The sequence below is a fragment of the Allobosea sp. 2RAB26 genome, assembly GCF_052115465.1.
Lineage (GTDB): Bacteria > Pseudomonadota > Alphaproteobacteria > Rhizobiales > Beijerinckiaceae > Allobosea.
In genome coordinates this window covers 432,008-450,942 of the sequence record NZ_JBFRGS010000004.1, presented here as the reverse complement: position 1 = coordinate 450,942, position 18,935 = coordinate 432,008, and the positions used below count along the sequence as shown (strand labels likewise).

Genomic DNA, 18,935 nt, shown 5'->3' with positions numbered 1-18,935 from the left:
GCTGCTTCCCCGCCCCGCGCGCGCGGGATCAAGACGTGGAGTATCTAGTGACGACGAGCATGCCGGCACGGAACCTGATTGAAGGCGTAGAAGGTTATGGCGAAGGCGCTCTGATTCTTGAGCACGTGTTTCTGAGCGACGAGCGTGGCGTCCACTGCACCACCCGGCACATTGGAGAGCGCCTCAATGTACAGATAGCCGCTGTAGCGAAGCGCTTGGTCCAGAGTCCGAATCTGGGATTTCTGCTCAATGACGTGCACGGCGCCCTGCTCTTCGGGACCAGCCTTAAGAACCTCGCCAATCTGCGGGGCGCCGTGATGGAAGGTGAGCGCCTCACGGCCCACTTCGTGATCAGCTGTGATATTGCCCCTGGCGACTACTGGCTCACAGTTGTTGCGGGTGACAATCACGGCTCCGTGAGCGACGACTCTGGCGTGCACCACGACACGCGGGAGAGGCTTGGGCCGCTGAGGATATTGAGTGGCACACAACCAATGGACTTCGCGGGCCGAATCCGACTTCCGCATCTTTTCGAAACCGTCGATTGATTGACCCTACTGATGAGCGGGCAGGAATGATCACAACAAGCGACGTTATGGGAGCCGCGCCGACACAAGCGATCGAGGTCGCGGTCTCCGTGCGTTCGCTCAGCAAAAGGTTTCGTCTCTATCAGCGAGTGCGCGACCGATTCGCCGACCTATTCTCAGCGAACCCTCATCGCGCCGAAGAAATCTGGGCGCTGCGCGACGTTTCATTCGAGATTGGCAAGGGTGAGTGCTTCGCCATCATTGGCGCCAACGGTTCGGGCAAGAGCACCCTTCTCAAGCTGCTTACGGGTACTTTGGTGCCGACCTCCGGAGAGATTCGGAAGCACGGACGCATCCTTGCTCTGCTCGAGCTCGGCGCAGGAATGAACCCGCAACTAACGGGCCGTGAGAATGTGATCGCGAGCGCCTCGCTTCTCGGCTTCCCCCCGGACTACGCGCGCTCACGCATGGCTGACATTGAGGCCTTCGCCGATGTCGGTGAGTTCTTCGACCGGCCTATGCGGATCTATTCGTCGGGCATGTTCGTGCGTGTGGCCTTCGCCACCTACATCTTCATGGAGCCCGACATCTTTATCGTCGACGAGGCGCTAAGCGTCGGGGACATCTTCTTCCAGCAGAAGTGCTATCGAGAGATCGAGCGCATCAAAGCCGCCGGAACAACGATTGTCTTCGTGTCGCACGATACTGGCGCCGTCCAAAGCTTATGCGACCGGGCACTGCTGCTCGAGGGCGGGCGGCAGCGTTATATCGGCAGGCCGGACGAGGTGGTCAATCGATACCACACCTCGCTTGGGCGCAAGGTTGCCTCCGATCGCGGGGACGACGCCCAGTGCGCGCAGAAGCCTGTTGAACAAATCGCGGACGAGCCCAGGCACAGCGGGTCATCCCGCGGTGCGCTCGTCGACCTGATCCAGGAAGGTAACGTGCTGCCGCACGGGCCGATCGACTCAGAAGATGGCGCGTTACGTCTGGTGGCTGCTCGCTGCGTCGGCTTGGGGGGGCAAGGGATCGCGGCGGCTCGCATCGGCGCGCGCGTAACCTTCGAGGCGATAATCGCCGCTGTCTCGGACGTGTCCGATCCTGACATTGCTCTTGCGATCTATAACCGGTTTGGCGAGCCTGTCTTCGGCTTCGGGGCGGCGCTGTCGGGCCGGCCACTGAAATCGCTTGCGGCGAGCGAAACGATCATCGTGCGCTTTCACGTCGATCTTGAGGTTGGCGTAGGGCAATACACCTTCGCGTTCGAACCGCGCAGACGCCACCAGGCCGCCCCCGAGAAGCCTCCTGCTGCGCCGATTATGCTGGGCCCCTTGTTCATTTTCTGGGACAAGCCAACAAGCCCGTTCTACGGCGTTGCCGGACTGCGGGTCACGCTAGCGGGCGAGCAGACGGGAGGTTGATGCCAAGTGATCAATCAGTTGAACCTCTGGCGAAGCTTCGTCTTCGGAAACGCGCTCATAGAAATGCGGCAGCGTTACGCCGGCACCGGCATGGGCGTGCTCTGGCACGTCATCCAGCCCCTAGGCCTCATACTGGTCTTCACCTTCGTCTTTTCTGAAATCATGCCGACGCGCGGGGCCGCGGGGCGCGGCGCGGCGAATTTCGCGATCATGCTTTCGGCCGGTCTCCTGCCCTGGCTCGCATTCACAGACGCGACCTCGCGGTGCACCATGGCACTGGTCGACAATGCCCACTATTTGCGCAAGATCGCATTGCCGGAATGGCTGTTCGTGGTGCGCAGCGGCATCGGCTCTGCTGTGGTCATGCTGATCTCGGTCGCACTTGTGCTCGCGGCGGCGCTCATGGCGGGTGTGGTTCCGAGCGTCACCTGGCTCGTGGTGCCAGTCGTGGCGATTCTGTTCTCCAGCCTTGGAATTGCGATCGGCCTGCTCCTGAGCCCGATCCATGTGTTCGTCCGCGATACCGGCCAAGTACTCGGACTGGTCCTGCAGTTCGCGATGTGGCTTTCGCCGGTCATTGTGCTTGAGGCGAGCATGCCGAAAAGGCTGCGCATTTTGCAGGACTTCAACCCTGCGGCCTGGTATCTGCGCTCGATCCGAGGCGCGCTCTTCGACGGTGTACTGCCGTCCTTCTGGATTTGGATCCTGATGGTCGCAGCCCCAATAGTCGTCCTGTTTCTTGGCCAGCGTTTCGTTCGCCGGGTGCGGTCGGATGTGCGCGACGTGATTTAAGGCGGCGGGGACTGTCAGGAATTTCGTGTGCGGGGGGCCATAATGGACCCGAAGGAGGTTCCCGATGGCACGACGCAAAGCTCGCCGCATTCCTGCGCACTCCTGGACCAGTTGCTGGCCGGCGCCGATCCCAAGACGGCCTCCGATGCGAATGGCCTGCTCGACGATCTGAAGAAGGCCTTGGCGGAGTGGGCCCTGAACGCCGAGATGGATCATCATCTGGCGGGCGAGGAAGGCGGCAACAGCCGCAACGGCTACGGCCGCAAAACGGTGACGACAAGCCCGTCGCCGCCGCGCTCAAGATGATCTACCGGGCCGTTGATGCGGAAGCCGGCGAAGCGGAACTACGCGCCTTCGAGGACGGTCTTTGGGGACGCCGATACCCAGCCATCGCCCAGAGCTGGCGGCGCGCCTGGAGCGAGGTCGTGCCGTTCTACGCCTTTCATTCCGACGTCCCCCGGATCTTGTACACAACGAACGCCATCGAGGCCGTGAACGCGAAACTGCGCCGCGCAGTCCGAGCCAGAGGTCACTTCCCGACCCACGGGGCTGTGATGAAGCTTCTCTTCCTCGTTTTGAACCGCTCCGAAAAGGAATGGAAGATGGGGCCGCGTGAATGGGTCATGGCAAAGGCTCAGTTTGCCGTCATCTTCGGCGAGCGCTTCACCAGGGCAATGGCCGCCTGATTCAACCCGCCGCCCGCACACGAAATTCCTGACAATCCCAGGCGGCGCGCGCTGAGCGAACTCAGCGTTCACCGATGACGAGGACCTCATGGCCGAAGAGCGGCTGCATGACGTAGGCGCGGTTCTGCGCCGCCAGTTCCCGGAAACGAGCTGTCTCCGGCACAGAGAGATCTTCCCTTGCAAAGGCCTCGAGAACCGATTGGTAGCGCTCGACATGCTCGGGGAAGGCGACGAAGAGCTTGCCTCCCGTGTAGCAAACGGGGCGCAGTTCGCCCGATGCTCCTTCGAAGAACAAACGATTGACGCCCTCGTTAACACCGAACGCGAGGGGATTGAGAAAGTCATCGATCGCGCAGATGCCATCACGCGCCATCGTGTCCCTCACAATCATCAAGTCGCGGTAGACCGCATTGGCTGCATGGTCACCATCGACGCTTACGAAGCGCGGCTTGCCTCCCGACATCGCCAGGAAAGCTGCGGCGTCCAGTCCGGTGCTGTCAGCCCGCACGAGGGAAACGGAACCCGTCGCGATGCCGACTGACTGTAGATTTTTGAGTACGGTCTCTTCGTCGATGTAGATGTAGATATCGATACCGATCGTCCGGTCGCCGGCAGCATTGGCCTGGTCGGCTAGGAGAGCCAGATAGCGTCCGCCGAACACACCGATCTCGACGACGGGGCCGCTGCGTCCCATTTGCGTCTGATACGCCAACAATGCAGTGGTAGCGTGACCTGCAACGTCATGGAGCCAGCCCGGAATCGACTTGACCTTCTCAATGAGCACTTACAATCTCCTCATAGTAAGGTCGGTCCTATATCCCACGTACGCCGTGCTCGCCAAGCACGGCGGGGATGTTGTTTGCCTTTTATGTAGGTTGCCTTTATGTCCGCTCCGTTGGAGACGAGGAGCGAAACTTGGGCGTCAAAGAACGCGGCGCATGCCCGAAATTCGCTGACTATATGGACACGAGACAGCGCGCCGTCCGGGGCAATCGCCATTCTATTCCTGACGCGGCTGCTCCGTTGGTCACTATCGTCACGGCGACGTTCAACTCTGAAAGAACGCTGCAGCGCACCATCGACTCGATCAACCTGCAGAAGTACCCAAACATCGAGTACATCATCGTCGACGGCGGATCGACCGACGGCACGCTCGATGTGATCGCGCGTAACTTGAATGCAGTTAGCGCTTGGATCAGCGAGCGCGACGGCGGAATTTATGAGGCCTTCAACAAGGGCGCAGCCCTTGCCAATGGCGACTATATTGCTTTCCTCAACAGCGACGATGCGTACTCCGACGACCAAGTGGAGACCGCTGTACACGCTCTGGAACGCAGCGGATCGCTATGGGTGTTCGGCAACATGACCATGCACGGTTTCCGCGGGCAGGACATCTATCTCCCCGGTGATGCCGACTATTCCTCGAAGATCCGCCTAACCATGCCGGCCCTCTTCCAAGTCACTGTGCTGGCGCACCGTTCGATCTTTGCGCATGTCGGCCTGTTCCGTACGGACTACCGTATCGCGTCGGACTATGACTGGTTCCTGCGTGTGGCGCTCGCCGGTATCCCCGGGGTGTACGCTCCGACCCTCCACGGCCACATGTGGGCGGGCGGAGCCTCGACCAACCGTCAGCGCCTGGCCTTGCGGGAAGGGTTCCTTATCAGCTTACGAAATGGCTGCCCCGCTACTGCGGCTGTGCCGCACTGGGGGCTGCGTTATTTGTTTCCCGATGGTGTTCCGTCGAGGGCTCAGGCGATGGCGGATCGATTCGCCCGTATCCTTCGTCTCGGAATACAGCCCCTCGTGGCAAAACCGATTGCTTCGGCGAAGCTCCCTCCAAGGGTTGCGTGGGAAGCGAAGCAGCGTATGGCTGCGTTCTTGGACGCTCAGGAGGCGGGGGACGCGCTTTCGGACCAGACGCTTATTGGAGTCATGGAAATGCTAGCTGGCGCCCCCGACAAATTTGCCGTGGTCGGCGATGGTCCGGGATTCAACCAGGTCGAAGCTCTAGTCTCAGGCCTTGGGCTCGCACCTTGTCCCGTCGAGGAAGCGTGGGTCGCCTTTGTTCTCGACAGGGACGCCCTGCACCGTGACCAAATCGGCGGGCGAATCATTGTGCAACTCGCCCCCGAGCCTAACCACGACCTAGTCGCACCCGGTACGGTGCCGATCGGCCAATTCGGCAGCGCGCTGGTGGTGCGCTCCGGGGCCGTTAGGGCTTGATAGCTAGCCGACCCGTATAGTCGGTACGATGAAGCAGCGGTCGTGGGCCATTGGCGGCGAAGTACTCGTCGACAGCCCGTCGACAACCCTCGAAATGACCGTAATCGTCGATAATGAGGGTTCCTCCCGACGACAGGCGCGGCCACAGATGCACCAGTTCGTGCAGCGTCGACTCATAGTAGTCGGTATCTAGATGAAGATGGGCTATCCGATTCGGCGCATGGGCTGGGATCGTGGCCTCCACCGGCCCTCGGACCAAATGGACACGTGCCATAGGGTAGCCTGTCTGCGCCACGTTTTGAGCTGTTATATGCTGGAAATCCCCTGTCACCCAGGCGTCTCTAGTCAGCACGTCGCCATTTATCGATACGTCGCGGATTCCTTCCGGGAAGCCCTGGAACGTGTCAAAGGCGTAGACGTCCCGATCAGTATCGCCGAATTGTACCAGTGCCTCCAGGACAAGGCAGAATCCCCCACCTCGATAAACTCCACAGTCCACGATTGCCCCGGGAATGTTTGCTGCAACGAGGTGCTTGGCGCTTTCGTAAAGGGCGTTCAACCGCTCAGGCGACAAGAGCGAATGAGAACTCCAGCGTTCGAACAGTTTCCAGAACAGTGGCTCCTGAAGGTCGGGATAGGACGGATTGAGCATCAGCAAACTCCGGAACTCGGGGTCTCTTCGTCGAGTAGGTGCCCCCACAACTCTCCGATGGGATAGCCCGCCCTAGTGGGTGCACCCGGACGCCGACGGCCTCGTCCCTCGACATAGAGGCGACTGCGTAGCTGTACATAGGCACTGAACATGCTACCGATCGTCTCCTGTCGCGCCGACACCTTGAGCCCAAAATCGGAGCGGATTTCTGCGATCTCGGCCTTGCCGATGGTCGCATGGTCGACAGTTGTCTTCGAGCCCTCATGAACCCGGAAGGCGCCGAGAAAGCGGTTCAACCGTACGAAACGCCCGGCACGCATGTAGCGGATGAAGAGATCATAATCGAGCGCGAATCGACGCCGGGCATCAATGTTACCAGCCTTTTCGAAGATCCTCCGCCTCCAGAAGCAGGTTTCCTGCGGGATCAGATCCCAGCGCATCATGAGGTAGTCCGAATGGGGCGGAAGGACCCAAACACCTGTCACTACATCGTCGGCATCAATGACTACCCGGTGACCGTAAACAGCGTCGATGTCTGGATGCTTGGCGAAGAAGGTCGCGGCTGCTTCGAGCGCCCCTGGCAGCAGCATGTCGTCGGAGTTGAGGAAGCCAAGGATTTCGCCGGTTGCTCTGCCAAGCCCATCGGCCACCGCAGCGGCATGCCCACCGTCCTTCTCAGAGCGCCAATAGGCGAGCCGATGCGCGTTCCGTTCAATGATTTCGCGCGAGCCGTCGGTCGATCCGCCGTCCATCACTATGTATTCGACGTGAGGATATCGTTGCGTCAGTACGCTCTTCATGGCCTTTCCCAGAAAAGGCGCCTGATTGAAGGATGGCGTAACGATGGAGATCAGAGGATAAGTCATCACATCTTCTCCGCGACGATGATCAAGTAGTCGCCCCGACCGAACGGATCGTGCAGATATTTCGACAGAGTGGCCAATTTGAGTGCCGACAGCCCGATTTCACGCGGCAGTGGCGTGTTGTGCGAGACGGCGCCATTAAGACCGAGTAAATGCTGCTGCACGGACAGGCAGGTCCAGTACGGATGCGAGGCGGTCCGAAGCCGACGAATCCTCAACTCCGCTGCGTCCATTAGATTGCGCGCGCCTCGGCGCGTGAATAGGTGGCGATGATAAGGCACGTGCCAATGCGCCCAGCTCGGGCCAAATAATCTGATCTGCCAGGAATCGAGATTTGGTGTTGTCATTACCAGAAGCCCGTTCGGCTCCAAAAGCATGCCCAGCCGTATCAGGGCCGCCCGCGGGTCGGTCAGGTGTTCGATCACTTGACCGAGGAAAATAATGTCGTAACGACGACCGAAATCCAACACATCAAGCGCACTCTCGGCACTCGCTCGCCAGACAGTGTGGCCCTTGCCTAAGGCGACGGCCGCCGCATTCTCGTTTAGTTCCAATCCGTCGAGTGACCATCGCGTCGTCGCTCGCAATTGGTCAAGCAGGTGGCCCTCAAAACAGCCCACGTCGAGAAACCTGACGTGAGGGTCGTCGCGGCGGAACCGATGTTCCACGGCGGCGAGGATTTCATCGGGCGTCCGGTCGACGAACTGGGGTACCGCATGCCGGAGAAAAGCCTGTTTGGACTTGACCGCCCAAGACTCCAGGCGCCCCACCTTTTCCCACGTCCGCGCCTTGCCGTGAGCCCTTGCGGCGTATGTACGGAGCTTGCGCAGTACACCTCTCCGCGAAGCGGGTGGCAGATCCGCGGAAAGGTGGGGCTCCACAGCCGCCTGCCGCGGTTTGTTCGGTTGCTCGACTGCTACGGATAAATGAGTGAGGGGAATCCCGGCCCAACGGCGCAGAAGCCGCGATGCGCCCCAGAACAGCAGGAAGGGCGAGACCTCGCCAGGCCGGGCGATCAGCACCGGCTTGGCGTTCGAGTAATGCTTCTCGTAAAGCGGCTTCAACGCATCGTTGTCGAGTCGGGGCCATGTCACGGCAATACCGGTCGCGTCGCAAAAATAAACTCGGTTGAGTTCGCGGTCTCCGAAACGGGTATCAGGGCTTGAGAACAAAAGGCGCCCGGCAATCTGCCCGGTGGCTGGGCAGATTGCGGCATCGGTGAGGCCTGGCATCGGGGAAATTGATGGCGACTGCTCCAGCCCGCCATAGAACGGAAAGAACAGCGGCAACTGCCGACGACGCAGCCGGCGAGAAGCCTCGCGCACCAACCGCATCTTCTCTTTCAGCCGGTTGCCCATAGCGCTCACCGGTAGAGCCGCGAGGAGAGCCTCGGCACTGTGCTTCTGCTCCGCGCGGTAGCCGTTCCAATCATCGCTGAGCTGGCCGTTGCGAATGCGGAAGACCGAGACATGGCCTTCCGCCTGGGCAAACCGGCCGTATCCGCGCAAGCGCGTAAAGAATTCCCAATCCCCGGCGAGCTTCAGGGAAGGATCGAAGCCACCGACCGCCCGGTACGCATCAGCAAGGAAGAAGACACCATCCTGAAAGAGGATGTGGCCATCGAGCATGTCGCGGTAGCTGACGCTGCGGTGCTGGGCTCGGTTCGCGAAGCGCCAGCCATTCACGTCAACTACATCTTCGAAATAGATCGCGACCGCGCCTCGGCCGCGCGCGAAAGCGTCTGCCACTCGAGCCAATGCCCGCGGCTCGAGCACGTCGTCGGCGTTCAAATATCCGAATATACGGCCGGTCGCCCCGTAGAAGCCCTTGTTTAAGGCATCGTACATACCGCGGTCCCGGCCGGTCACGACGCGGCTGATCCGGTCGCCGTAGCCTCGGACGATATCGATCGTTCCATCGGTGGAACCACCGTCGACGATTATGTACTCGAGGTCGGGATAATTCTGGGACAAAACGGAATCTATCGTCTCGGCGATGGTCGCCGCTCCGTTACGTACCGGTGTTACAATCGTAATTCGAGGAGGGGATGCAGCTGGCCGCCACCCTTCGAGGTAGCGCAGACCGACATACACACGCCGCGCCGCATTCCAAATCCTGGACTTCGGCGTCACCAGCCCCCGCCCCCTGTGTTCGGCCTTGCGCGTCGCCGCGATGGCACAGCATCAAATAGGCCATAAACTCGGTGTCGGCCGGGAGATCGAGATAGCGGCTCTGTCGCTGCAGCACAATACTCTCGCCAGCCAAACTTAAACGACCGCGGTTAGTTCTCGGTCCAGCGCCGTTCGACCCAGTCATACGTCAGCATCGGAGCATGTTCCGCCCAGCCGGCGGCGGTGAGGTTCGCACGTCCCGAAGGTAGCCGTCGTTGGGCAGCACGCCAAGCCGCTTTCTCGGGATCGGGGAAGTGGCCGCCATGGGTTAGCAGCACCTCGCGCGCCTCATCGACATAGGTGCCAAGCGCTGTCGAAGTCTTTTGGGCCTCATGGTAGCGATAGGTGCCGAGTGGTACGTCGACCGTGTGAAGGCGCGCAGCCTTGAAGAAACGGCACCATAAGTCGAAATCCGCCGCGAAACGTATGTCGGAGCGCACCTTACCACCAGCACGATCCCACAAACTGCGACGCCAAAAGGTCGACTCCTGCTGAATCCAGCCATCAGCTTCCCAACCAGCACCGGCGAGGTTCATGCCGTCAAAAAAGCTCTTGCGGTCGAACCCCTGAATGTCGCCCACCTTGATCATGGCACCATTGGCGTCGATCGCCGTCGGATAGCGCGTGGTGAGCCACTCAATGTGCGGGAACGAGTCGAAAAGGGCTGCGACCGTTTTCAGCGTCCAAGGGAAATACACATCGTCCGAATTGAGCCAAGCGAATACGTCGCCGGTGGCGCGTGCGAAGCCACGATTTATGGCGTCGTACTGTCCGCCGTCACGCTCAGTAACCCAGTAGGCGAGCGCATCCGCATGCTCTTGAATGACTTCAACACTGCCGTCGGTTGATCCGCCATCAATCACAATATGCTCGACTTCGGCCTTCTGGGCAGCCACGCTTGCCAGGCACTCGCGTAGGAAGATGCCTTGGTTGTAGGATGGCGTGACAATCGAAAAGCACGTCATTTAGCTTCGCCTCGGTCGATCGTGGAGTTCGCACTGGTGAAGGGGGGTGGAGGAGCGGCGCCAATTATGCGGCCGCCCGTGAAAATGCCGCGCGGAGGGCGTTTGAAGGTGCGCAGGTAATCCAAAAAATCGGACTTGTCCGCGCCTTCGTCTCGAATGACGCGGAGTTCGCGCTGCAGCGGTGCAATCTCTCCGAGCCCGCTGAGCACCGCCTTGGTGGAGAGGACGCAACTCGGCACACATCCATCCGTCGTCATCGGTAAACCAATCCCGACCGCCACGCCACGCGCTGCCTCCGGCAGGTGGTGGTCCCAGGCGAGGCCTCCCCAGAGCGAAAGTGTCGGATGGTCGAGATGGGCGATAAGATGCGCTAAGTCAGCGCGATTGGTAATCACGCCGGAGCTGCCATGAATGAGACAGGCTAGATCGGCAGCACCAAGGTCGCTGAATAAAACCGTGCGGGCATTGAGAGCGCCCGGTCCAAGACAGTCTAGATGGGTCCCGGCAATATGGTCGGTGAGCACTACGCAGTTAGTATTCTGCTCGATGAGTCGATCGGCAACTGCCCGGACAACCGCCCGTCCGTTCGCCGTCGCAAACTGACCAGCGTCGAAGGCCAGTACCATATAGCGGGAAGGAATCAGCTGAAAACGTTCAATTAGGTCTGCAATATGGCGGGTATGCTCTGCCTCAGTTCTCTCAGGGTGTTCTATGTATGCGGGGTCGACGTTGATCCCGTAAGCAACGGCAACGCTACGATAATTCGCCGGGCCGCTTGCTCGCAGCGATTGCGGAGTTCCAGCAGTCGCGAGTGGTATACCGTCTAGATCCTCGAGGATCACGTGCAGAACGCGCGAGCGCCTGAACGTGGCGATGACATGATCAATGAGCAGTCCGCCGCCGGCGTCGAGTACAAGGGCGCCTCGCGGCGGCCGGTCGGAGAATCCATTGAAAACAAGGCGCAGCGAAGTCGGCGACGGATCCGGGCGGGCCATATCGGCCGGTAGGGGCCTGAGCTCGACCGTGGGCGCAAGAAAGTGCAGTAATTCGTGATGGACCTCGTCGGTGGCGACGCAGACTTGGCCACCACTACGCTTCACTCCATCGGCGAGCCCCCGCACGAAGGGGAGCCAAGGCGCGATTGCGGCTGCATTTCCGGCCAGACAGACAAATTCGACATTGCTGATCGCCCGAATCATTCTTGATCCATTCCTAGTGCGTCGAACAAGCGCGCCCAACGCTCCGCGTGCGCCTCGACCGAAAAATCGCGCTCGACGATCTCGCGCGAACGCCGCCCGAATGCACGTCTCATGTCGCCATCTAGCGCCAGACGCGACACACCTTCGACCATCGCATCTATATCGCCATAGGAAACAAGGATCGCGTTCTCGTCCGCGCGGGCCACCTCGCCGCCGCCGCCGACACGCGTTGCCACGAGGGGCAGTCCGCATGCGGCCGCCTCCATCAAGGTCTGCCCAAAAGCCTCGTCCTTAGGAGCGTTAATCATTAGGTCGGCAGCATTAAATAGAATCGGCATCATTCGCTCATCGACGATGTTGCCGAAGCCCTTCACGCCAGTGATGTACTCGGAATTGTGACCGAATCCGATCACCGTAACTTTGCAGTCGCGGGCAAGCGCCTCCAGCACGCCGCGCAGCATCGGTCCGCCCTTGCGCTCTTCAGCAAGATTAACGGCGCCCACGATTGCGACGATCCCTTCCTCTGGCAAATTCAGGAGCGACCGCGCGAGGGACCGCGAAGAAGGTCGGTAGAGTTTTTCGTCTAGGCCGAGCGCCACCGTAGAGACCAGGGCACGGTCGTCGAAGGCCCGTCGGGCCACTTCGCTCGTCCAGTTGCTGTTTGTGGCAATCGGAATGCGTCCTTCGCCGGTGAAGACGCCGCGCCGCTCCGCCCAGGCATCGGAGATGAGCGCCGGGTCGAGCGAAGGGTATTCAGTAGGCGTTGGGCAGGCGGCGTCGCACCCCACGACATAGCGGCCGCAATCACCGAAATAGGCGCAGCGCCCGGTGGCCCAATGGCAGTCGTGCATATATGCCACGGTCGGAAACCCTGCGTCTCGCACGCGCAAGATTGTTCGCAAGGGCCATTTGGCCCAATGTAGATTACCAAACACGACTGTGTCAGGCTTCCGAGCCGCCACCTCCGCCAGCACTGCATCGGCAATGGCGTCGTCGTCGAGCCCATTGTCAGAGTGGATATTCGGGTGCTTCGAGACGCCAAGAAAGCTCCCGCGGGGCGTCCGGCTACGCAGCGGTAAGGGATCGGGAGCGGGATGGTCGAGCCAACAGACGACATCGACGTCATGGCCGATGTCAACAAGAGCCTGGACTTGCCTGCGCTGACCGATGCCGGCTCCTCCCACGAAGCCGCAATCGTTGACGAACGTTACTCGCATCGCTGCTACATACGCGGGCCGCACATCACGGGCAATACGCAGAACTTGTCAGTTATCGCTGCGCTCGTTTTACTGGTCCAACTCTATCTTGACGCTTCGTCCGGCGGCACTTATCGAAGCGGCGCCGGATCCGCCGGCCTCCGACAGGACACCGAGATGGACCGCGCAGCACTGCTCGCCCGGATGGCCGAGCTCAAATGGTACCACAAAATAGACGTCGGCGGCGGGGTGGTGACGCCCGGCTATGAGTGGGACGTTTTCTGGAACGAGATACTCGCCGAAATCAAGAAGGTCGACTATCACGGCAAGCGCGTACTGGATACTGGCACCTGGGATGGTCGTTGGGCTTTCGAAGCCGAACGCAACGGTGCCGCCGAGGTCATCGGCTCTGACATTTTATCGCTGCGACCGGTATTCGGTGAGGGGCCCGAGACTTTCCAGATTGCGAAGCAACTGCTCGACTCGAAGGCAACTTTCCGTGATGCATCGGTGTACAATTGCGACGAAATATTCGGAAAGGCGAGCTTCGACATCATCCAGTGTTTCGGGATCGTCTATCATCTTCGGTACCCAGAGTATGCATTCGCGAAGCTGCGGCGGACACTTAAGGACGGCGGCTTGCTGCTGATGGAGACGGCGGTCTTGCTCGACACTGACGCGGCCATCATCGAGCTCGATCATCGCAAAATCTATGCACTGGACCGCTCAACCTGGAATGCCTTCAGCATGCCGGCGCTTAGGATCGCACTTGAAACGAGCTATTTCGAGATCTTGTCCGAGCGCATCCTAATCCGGCAAGACGAGGAACTGAAGATCGGGAGGGGCTATTTTCTCGCCCGCGCCACGCGTGGCGTGAACGATCACCACTTCTTCCCCTATCCTGAACTTGAGGAATACTTTACGCCGATCGGGGCATGAGGCCACTGCGACGTGGATGCCCCCTTAGCAGGGATTTTAGCGGCAGTGTCAACGCCTACGGCTCAGCTGGTCTGTCTGCGACCAGTAGCGCTCGATCTGCAGACTCAACCTCGGGAAGATCGCCAAGGATCGAGCGACCTCCACTGCCGCCTTGATGCGCCGCCCGCTATGCCAGGCTACGGCGCCCCGCTCTAGGGCAAGATAAGCGCGCAGCCGGCGCAGCAGAGTCTTGCGCTGGCGAGGCGGAATGTCGGGGCGCGCAGCGAATTTGGCGAGAAGTCGCTCGCCCGCACTCTCGACCAAGTCTGCCGAATGTTCCCGAGCCGGCTTGATGTCCGCAGCGAGGCCCGGCCATACAGCGAGCCGCCCCCCCACGAGTGCAAAACGTAAGAACCAGTCGAGATCCTCGAGCCGGCGAAGTGAATCGTCTTGGGGTCCAACCGTGGCCAGCATGCGAGCCCGTGGCACAATTGCGGTGCTGCCGGGACAGAACCAGCAGCCTGAAGCAAACAGCCGCCAATCCGCCGAGCCATATGGGGCGCGCTCCCTGCGAGCATTGCCCTCAGCGTTGACATAACGAAAACCTGCCGCCCAAGCGACCAGCTCCCCTGGATTCAGCGCAGCAGCCTCGCGGGCTGCCGCGAGGCGGGGCCCAAGGCTGCCGGGAATCCAGACATCGTCGGAGTCGAGAAAAGCGACCCAGGTGCCGCGGGCCGATTCGAGCCCCGTGTTCCGCGCCGCCGCTGGCCCTTGGCTCAACGAATGCCTGAACATGCGCAGCTTCACGTAATCGGGCAAGTTGATGGGTGCCTCGATGGGAATGGTCGATCCGTCGTCGACGATCAACAGCTCGCAAGGAATTCCTTGGCTCGCGATTGATGCAACGGCATTGAGTAGTTCGGCATGTCTGTCTTTCACCGGCACAATGACGGACAGCTCGGGAAGCGTGACAGGCACTATAAACGCCTCAAGCTGAATTCGCCGCATCCGCCAGCGGGAGCAACCTCAAAGACGATCTGCTTCTGCGGTATCACATCGCCTGCGACGCTCACGACCAGGCTCGGACACTTGCCCTCCGAGTGGTCATCTCGGACAAACTCGAAGCGGTCTGCGAGGAAAGCTTCGAGGAGTGGTGGGATCGGCCCATGGGCGGTCACGCGCAACGCCTCCGACTCGCACTCGGCTACCGAATCGAAGACGAAGGCGGCAATCTCGCGGGCCGTCGGCGCATCGGCGCCCGGCGCAGTCCGGGCGCCCCTACGGATTGCTGCCGTTGCGGCCGCTTGGATCGCCTCGACGAGTGGCGCGGTCAGTTGGCGGTTCGTTGTCGGGTCGAGGATTAGCTCAGCGTCACTCCATTTGCGGTCGCCAATTGCCACTGCCATGATGGCGCGCAGGGACAGCCATGGAGGCGCGACTACCGCGTCGACATAGGTAATTGGGGTCAAGCCATAAGCCGCCTCTGCGCCGGGACCGAGGCGGCGCGCGTGGCGTGGGGAAATTGCAAGGACGTTCACCGACCCGCCGTCCGACAGGACGTCGTGCGCCGGATCGGCGCTGCGCTCGACGAAATCCGGACATTGCCACCACAACCGATAGCCGAGATCCATGAGACGGGCGAGAAGCTTCGCAGAGTTCGCTTTTTGCTCAAGCCCGAGATAGAACTGGTTCTCAACGTAGAGCATCGGCTGCAGGCCCAGAGTTGCCCGCGCGCCGTCGAGCACCTCGAACTCGAAACCTTCGACATCGATCTTGATGAGATCCATGCGCGTGAATTTAAAATCGTCGAGGGCTACAAGATCTACCGTCTCCGCTCCCTTTGCCCTTGCCAACAGCACGCCGCGCTCACCGAGATTGCGGCTCTCGATCGGGGACGAGCCTAGCGTGACGACGGCAGCACGCGCGCCCACCGCCGCCCAATGAGCATGGACGTTCTCGATCTCATTCGTCACCAGATTGGTGCAGAGCAGCTGGAAGAGGGTGCGCTGCGGCTCGAACGCATGTACCGCTCCGCTCTCGCCGACCTGCCGCGCAAGTGGCAACGTAATCATCCCAATGTGGGCGCCGATATCAGCCGCCACGTCGCCCGGCCGTAGGAGCGACGACAGCAGCGCCACTTCGCTTGGGCTGTATGCGCCAGAACGCACGAGCGCGGTCCGCACATAGAAATCGTCCGTGCGGACATAGATGGAGCCGGCCACCGTCTCGACCCTAAGTGTCGAAGGCAAGGTCGCTCCGGCCATCAAACGTCTCCAAGGTCGCTCAACGATAGGCGGTGTAGCGAAATTCGGGCCGCGTTAGCGGGACGAACATCAGGTCCATCTGCCACAAGCACTTGTCATGCTCGCGCCACAGCGGCTCTGCCATGTCGACGATACCGAAACCGCGTTCGTGCATCCAGGCGATCATCTCGTGAAAAACGAGACTGCCCGGCGCGATGCGAAAATTGTAGCACTCGATGACCAGCAGGCCTGTGTTTGGTAGAACGTGGGCGAGCGTGCCCTCCAAGATAGGCACCTCGAAGCCATGTGTGTCTAGCTTGACGAGATATGGCCCCGGCAGATTGCGCGTCAGGACCTCATGGTCGAGTGTGGTCTGCGGTACTCGGGTGCGAACCGACTCCGACCTCTCGGTCATAGCCAGACCACCCCATGGCGAGCTGTCGTCGAACCAGATTTCGCCTCGCTCTGCGCCGGCGGCGGCGAGGACAAACTCGGCGTTGTCGCGCGCGGAGCAGTAGGAAATAAGTGCTTCGCGATGATAGTCTTGCGCCTCAACGAGTAAGTATTGAGCCTTTGGAAAATGCCGCTCACACACCGCCGACCACATGCCGTTCGAGGCGCCGACGTCGAGCACGCTGCCGATCTGGATACCGCGCTCCGCGATCTTCTTTAGCGCGAGATCCGTGGACATCGCGTAAAAGGCCGCTGTCTCCGGCGGCAGGCTATCGAGAGAGGGGTGTTCGGACAAAGGAAATTCCTTCACCTAAGGAGATCGGCCGCACAACAAACAGCACCGTTAGGCGACCTTGTCGAGCACGACAAAATAACCGGCGCATGACAAGGGTTTAGTCAACTTCCAGCGTGGGGCAACCTCAGCCACAAACTCGTCAGTGGCGAGTTGCGCCCCTTCTGAGAAGAACCCGTAGTCGTCGACTACGATTGACGCACCCACCTCCATATGCGCGTCGAGGTAGCGAAGCGCGTCGCGGATCGGCTCGTAGAAATCGAAATCGACATAAGCGAACGCCACTTGCTTCGGCGCGTCCGGGCGCGCCAGCGTGTCCGACACCCACCCCTTCATGATGTGAGTGCGTTCGGTAGGGAAGCCGACGTCCGCGAGCTTCGTTAAGACTTCGATCTCCGGCGATCGCATGCTGCCGGTATAGGCCTCCATGGTCCCCAAATTAAAGATATCGTCGATCAGCCGATCCTTTTCGGTCGGCGGAGGCAAACCCTCAAACGAGTCAAACAAGTAATACTGCCGGTCTGTTGCCATGATCTCTTCGGCGATAAGCCGCGAGGTAGCGCCCTGCGCGACGCCGAACTCGCAAACCGCGCCGGGGACCTTGAGGCCACGGTGCAGGGCGTCGGTGACGTAAAGCGCTTCACTCACCGTGGTGCCGAGAAGGTTGGTTAGCGCATTCTCGCGTCCCTTGCGTTCCGGAAGTTTCGGCAACGCCAGGATGCGCAACATGCTTTCGATTTCTATGGCGTCGTGCTTGCGTATACGCCGGAAGGTCTGTTCCTCACTGAGTTGGGCCGCTATCCGCTGGTTCTCGGCCCTCAAGCTCTCGATGTCCGACTCATTCACGCTAGTCCCGGTAGCAGCCCCGTTCGCAAGCTGAAACGCGAGGAGCTGACGCTCAAGCTCAGCAACACGTCCCAACAGGCCGTTGATACGTGTGACCGAGTCGACCCTGTCAGAGGGAATGCGCCTAATCTCGACTCCAATAGAGCGTGCCAGGGACTTCACAAACCGCACCATCTCAAATCCCTTTACAACCCTAACTCGCTCCGCGAAGCCAGCTGATCGCTTGAAGACTTTGTCCCGGCAAGTCAAGCCGGTTCGACCTCTGGCGATCCGGCCGCGCCTTAGTGACGGTGAGCGCGTCGGGGATGCCGGATAGCCATCCTAGCTGAAGGATGTTCAACTTCACGTGGCAGAGTGCAGCACGCTCTGAGCGCGGGCGTCGCTAAAGCCGACGCGAGCCAAAACGCATGGCAGATCAGCACGTCCGCACGCACTATGCCTGAGCTAGCGCTACAATCGACTTGTGAAGGAGCCACACCGCGCACACGCGTATAAGGCCAACATGCCTACCATGTGCCGAGAACGGAGCACAGTGTGCGTGACGGCTGCTATCCATCTCGCAGGGCGTCGTACTCGCTTCCCCACATAGCCTCATCGCCGATCCCCCGTCATGAAGCGATCGACCCCCCCTCGCGCCAGCGCGGAGAGCGGATGGACTGTCGTGGCAGGATCACGCTTCAAAGCCATTGCCAGAGCGCCGACAGCGTCGCCCTTACGGCACCGAACAGCAATGCCGTGCGCGAGGCAGCGCCCTTCGAGCGCAAGCGCCTTCGCGCGTAACTCCCTCCCCCCGTGGGACCACTTCGCTACGTCGCGCGCAAGGCGAAGGAGTTCGGCGCGCAAGGCCTCGCCGTTCTCGGCGCCCGCCGAGAACGTTAACGAGCCGGAATGGCGGCGATACCGGTAAACGGTGGCGTTGACGATCGCCGTTGAAAGGCCAGCTGCGACGAAACGGGCGAGGAACGCGCGGTCCGCGATGGTGGCATATGCTGTGTCGAAACATCCAATCCGCGCGAATACACGGGCGCGGAAGGCTCGAGCATTGACGATTGAGGCGCCAACGAGAGCCGCATGGGCGTCGAGGCCGAGGTCCCGCGGATCGCAGATCATTTGTACGGCGCCGCCCACGTTGTCGAACAGTTCCGCGCGGCCACACACCGCATCGACATCCGGCCAATCGGCGAAGCCACGCCGCAATGATGCAATGGTCCCCGGCGGGAGCAAGTCATCCGACCCCAGGAGTAGGATTGCTTCTCCTGTTGCCGTTTCGATCCCTTGATTGATCGCGTCATAGAGGCCGCGGCGGCGATCATCCAACACGGTGATATCGCCGCGGGCCGCAAGCATCTCACGCGTGCCGTCGGTCGAGCCACCGTCGACTACGATCACTTCGAGGTCGCGATCCCCCTCCGCCGCTACGCTGTCCAGCGCCTCAGCGAGCATGTCCCGCCGGTCGAGCGTCGGAACGACGATTGAGAAGCGCAT

General features: G+C 60.8%; 18 protein-coding genes and 1 pseudogene. 7 read left to right on the top strand and 12 right to left on the bottom strand.

What is annotated here, in order from left to right; genetic code table 11:
* The first annotated feature begins 47 nt into the window (after positions 1–47).
* The 5 genes and pseudogenes from AB4118_RS10250 to AB4118_RS10230 form a co-directional block, all read left to right on the top strand.
* On the top strand, positions 48–548 hold the full coding sequence (locus tag AB4118_RS10250; RefSeq protein ID WP_441489613.1) for a Wzt carbohydrate-binding domain-containing protein: 501 nt from the start codon (positions 48–50) through the stop codon (positions 546–548).
* 26 nt (positions 549–574) lie between these two features.
* Positions 575–1,948 carry an ABC transporter ATP-binding protein gene (locus AB4118_RS10245; protein ID WP_441489612.1) on the top strand — a complete coding sequence of 458 codons (1,374 nt, stop codon included), beginning with the start codon at positions 575–577 and terminating at the stop codon, positions 1,946–1,948.
* Positions 1,949–1,954: 6 nt separating this feature from the next.
* On the top strand, positions 1,955–2,740 hold the full coding sequence (locus tag AB4118_RS10240) for an ABC transporter permease (RefSeq protein ID WP_441489611.1): 786 nt from the start codon (positions 1,955–1,957) through the stop codon (positions 2,738–2,740).
* Between the two features lie 42 nt (positions 2,741–2,782).
* Positions 2,783–3,046, top strand: coding sequence for a transposase (locus AB4118_RS10235; RefSeq protein WP_441489657.1), 264 nt, complete (start codon positions 2,783–2,785; stop codon positions 3,044–3,046).
* Positions 3,013–3,426 (top strand): annotated as a pseudogene (locus AB4118_RS10230) (transposase); the annotation flags it as partial. The gene AB4118_RS10235 and the pseudogene AB4118_RS10230, both read left to right, overlap by 34 nt.
* Positions 3,427–3,487: 61 nt before the next feature.
* On the opposite strand, the gene AB4118_RS10225 reads toward AB4118_RS10230, so the two are convergent.
* Positions 3,488–4,210, bottom strand: a complete 723-nt coding sequence (locus AB4118_RS10225) for a class I SAM-dependent methyltransferase (RefSeq protein ID WP_441489610.1) — start codon at positions 4,208–4,210, stop codon at positions 3,488–3,490.
* Between the two features lie 131 nt (positions 4,211–4,341).
* Here AB4118_RS10225 and AB4118_RS10220 point away from each other — a divergent pair, with 131 nt between their 5' ends.
* Positions 4,342–5,652, top strand: a complete 1,311-nt coding sequence (locus AB4118_RS10220; RefSeq protein ID WP_441489609.1) for a glycosyltransferase family 2 protein — start codon at positions 4,342–4,344, stop codon at positions 5,650–5,652.
* Here the strand turns inward: AB4118_RS10220 and AB4118_RS10215 are convergent.
* From AB4118_RS10215 to AB4118_RS10190, 6 genes are all read right to left on the bottom strand, one after another.
* A complete protein-coding gene (locus tag AB4118_RS10215) occupies positions 5,642–6,304 on the bottom strand; it encodes a TylF/MycF/NovP-related O-methyltransferase (protein ID WP_441489608.1) in 663 nt (220 codons plus the stop codon). The two genes, AB4118_RS10220 and AB4118_RS10215, sit on opposite strands and share 11 nt — an antisense overlap.
* Positions 6,304–7,170 carry a glycosyltransferase family 2 protein gene (locus AB4118_RS10210; RefSeq protein ID WP_441489607.1) on the bottom strand — a complete coding sequence of 289 codons (867 nt, stop codon included), beginning with the start codon at positions 7,168–7,170 and terminating at the stop codon, positions 6,304–6,306. The genes AB4118_RS10215 and AB4118_RS10210 overlap by 1 nt, the downstream gene beginning before the upstream one ends.
* The gene (locus AB4118_RS10205) at positions 7,170–9,299 is read right to left on the bottom strand and encodes a glycosyltransferase (protein WP_441489606.1); all 2,130 of its coding nucleotides are present in this window, start codon (positions 9,297–9,299) and stop codon (positions 7,170–7,172) included. Before AB4118_RS10205 ends, AB4118_RS10210 begins: the two co-directional genes overlap by 1 nt.
* Before the next feature lie 149 nt (positions 9,300–9,448).
* Complete coding sequence (locus AB4118_RS10200; protein WP_441489605.1) at positions 9,449–10,303, bottom strand: glycosyltransferase family 2 protein; 855 nt, start codon at positions 10,301–10,303, stop codon at positions 9,449–9,451.
* Complete coding sequence (locus AB4118_RS10195; RefSeq protein WP_441489604.1) at positions 10,300–11,502, bottom strand: hypothetical protein; 1,203 nt, start codon at positions 11,500–11,502, stop codon at positions 10,300–10,302. Before AB4118_RS10195 ends, AB4118_RS10200 begins: the two co-directional genes overlap by 4 nt.
* Positions 11,499–12,353 carry a glycosyltransferase gene (locus tag AB4118_RS10190; RefSeq protein WP_441489655.1) on the bottom strand — a complete coding sequence of 285 codons (855 nt, stop codon included), beginning with the start codon at positions 12,351–12,353 and terminating at the stop codon, positions 11,499–11,501. The genes AB4118_RS10195 and AB4118_RS10190 overlap by 4 nt, the downstream gene beginning before the upstream one ends.
* Positions 12,354–12,596: 243 nt before the next feature.
* Between AB4118_RS10190 and AB4118_RS10185 the strand changes: the two genes are divergently transcribed.
* Complete coding sequence (locus AB4118_RS10185; protein WP_441489603.1) at positions 12,597–13,637, top strand: class I SAM-dependent methyltransferase; 1,041 nt, start codon at positions 12,597–12,599, stop codon at positions 13,635–13,637.
* Between the two features lie 48 nt (positions 13,638–13,685).
* Here the strand turns inward: AB4118_RS10185 and AB4118_RS10180 are convergent, their stop codons facing one another.
* The 5 genes from AB4118_RS10180 to AB4118_RS10160 all read right to left on the bottom strand — a co-directional run bounded on the left by AB4118_RS10180 (position 13,686) and on the right by AB4118_RS10160 (position 18,935).
* Positions 13,686–14,594 (bottom strand): glycosyltransferase family 2 protein, encoded by a 909-nt coding sequence (locus AB4118_RS10180; protein ID WP_441489602.1) that lies wholly within the window; start codon positions 14,592–14,594, stop codon positions 13,686–13,688.
* Positions 14,594–15,880: an FkbM family methyltransferase gene (locus AB4118_RS10175; protein WP_441489601.1), complete on the bottom strand. Its 1,287-nt coding sequence runs from the start codon at positions 15,878–15,880 to the stop codon at positions 14,594–14,596. The genes AB4118_RS10180 and AB4118_RS10175 overlap by 1 nt, the downstream gene beginning before the upstream one ends.
* 19 nt (positions 15,881–15,899) lie before the next feature.
* Positions 15,900–16,607 carry an FkbM family methyltransferase gene (locus tag AB4118_RS10170; RefSeq protein WP_441489600.1) on the bottom strand — a complete coding sequence of 236 codons (708 nt, stop codon included), beginning with the start codon at positions 16,605–16,607 and terminating at the stop codon, positions 15,900–15,902.
* A gap of 48 nt (positions 16,608–16,655) precedes the next feature.
* Positions 16,656–17,624, bottom strand: a complete 969-nt coding sequence (locus tag AB4118_RS10165) for a TylF/MycF/NovP-related O-methyltransferase (RefSeq protein WP_441489599.1) — start codon at positions 17,622–17,624, stop codon at positions 16,656–16,658.
* A 417-nt stretch (positions 17,625–18,041) separates the two neighbouring features.
* On the bottom strand, positions 18,042–18,935 hold the full coding sequence (locus AB4118_RS10160) for a glycosyltransferase (RefSeq protein WP_441489598.1): 894 nt from the start codon (positions 18,933–18,935) through the stop codon (positions 18,042–18,044).

Coding starts and splice junctions, on each gene's coding strand:
- AB4118_RS10185 (WP_441489603.1), top strand. CDS start 12,597: ATGGTCGAGCCAACAGACGACATCGACGTCATGGCCGATGTCAACAAG.
- AB4118_RS10160 (WP_441489598.1), bottom strand. CDS start 18,935: ATGCGCTTCTCAATCGTCGTTCCGACGCTCGACCGGCGGGACATGCTC.
- AB4118_RS10175 (WP_441489601.1), bottom strand. CDS start 15,880: ATGGCCGGAGCGACCTTGCCTTCGACACTTAGGGTCGAGACGGTGGCC.
- AB4118_RS10190 (WP_441489655.1), bottom strand. CDS start 12,353: ATGCACGACTGCCATTGGGCCACCGGGCGCTGCGCCTATTTCGGTGAT.
- AB4118_RS10210 (WP_441489607.1), bottom strand. CDS start 7,170: ATGACTTATCCTCTGATCTCCATCGTTACGCCATCCTTCAATCAGGCG.
- AB4118_RS10165 (WP_441489599.1), bottom strand. CDS start 17,624: ATGGTGCGGTTTGTGAAGTCCCTGGCACGCTCTATTGGAGTCGAGATT.
- AB4118_RS10195 (WP_441489604.1), bottom strand. CDS start 11,502: ATGATTCGGGCGATCAGCAATGTCGAATTTGTCTGTCTGGCCGGAAAT.
- AB4118_RS10245 (WP_441489612.1), top strand. CDS start 575: ATGATCACAACAAGCGACGTTATGGGAGCCGCGCCGACACAAGCGATC.
- AB4118_RS10215 (WP_441489608.1), bottom strand. CDS start 6,304: ATGCTCAATCCGTCCTATCCCGACCTTCAGGAGCCACTGTTCTGGAAA.
- AB4118_RS10200 (WP_441489605.1), bottom strand. CDS start 10,303: ATGACGTGCTTTTCGATTGTCACGCCATCCTACAACCAAGGCATCTTC.
- AB4118_RS10235 (WP_441489657.1), top strand. CDS start 2,783: ATGGACCCGAAGGAGGTTCCCGATGGCACGACGCAAAGCTCGCCGCAT.